This window comes from Gemmiger formicilis (genome assembly GCF_016901605.1).
In the GTDB taxonomy this organism is placed as follows: domain Bacteria; phylum Bacillota; class Clostridia; order Oscillospirales; family Ruminococcaceae; genus Gemmiger; species Gemmiger formicilis_B.
Window position 1 is genome coordinate 1 of sequence record NZ_JACJKP010001002.1, and the last position, 217, is coordinate 217.

A 217-nucleotide genomic window follows, 5' to 3' on the forward strand; every position below is an offset into this window, starting at 1 on the left:
GCGGGGTCGGGGGTGCGCAGGGGCGCCAGCTGGGCCTCGGCCTGTTCCATCCGGCGGCGCAGCCGTATGGCGGGGCGTTTGTCGCCCCACAGCAGATAGAGCAGCCCGCCCTGCGCAGCGCCCGGCGCAGCATCTATGTGGAAAGTTTTATCATCGGCATGGGCGAGATGTGGGGCCAGATCCACGAGATCCTGCGCCAGAAAGCCGCCCAGGGGCT

General features: G+C 69.1%; 1 protein-coding gene. It reads right to left on the reverse strand.

The annotated features are described in order from the left end of the window. Positions 1-217, reverse strand: a 217-nt coding sequence (locus tag H6B10_RS17540) for a hypothetical protein (protein WP_204652571.1), incomplete at both ends; no start/stop codon positions are given.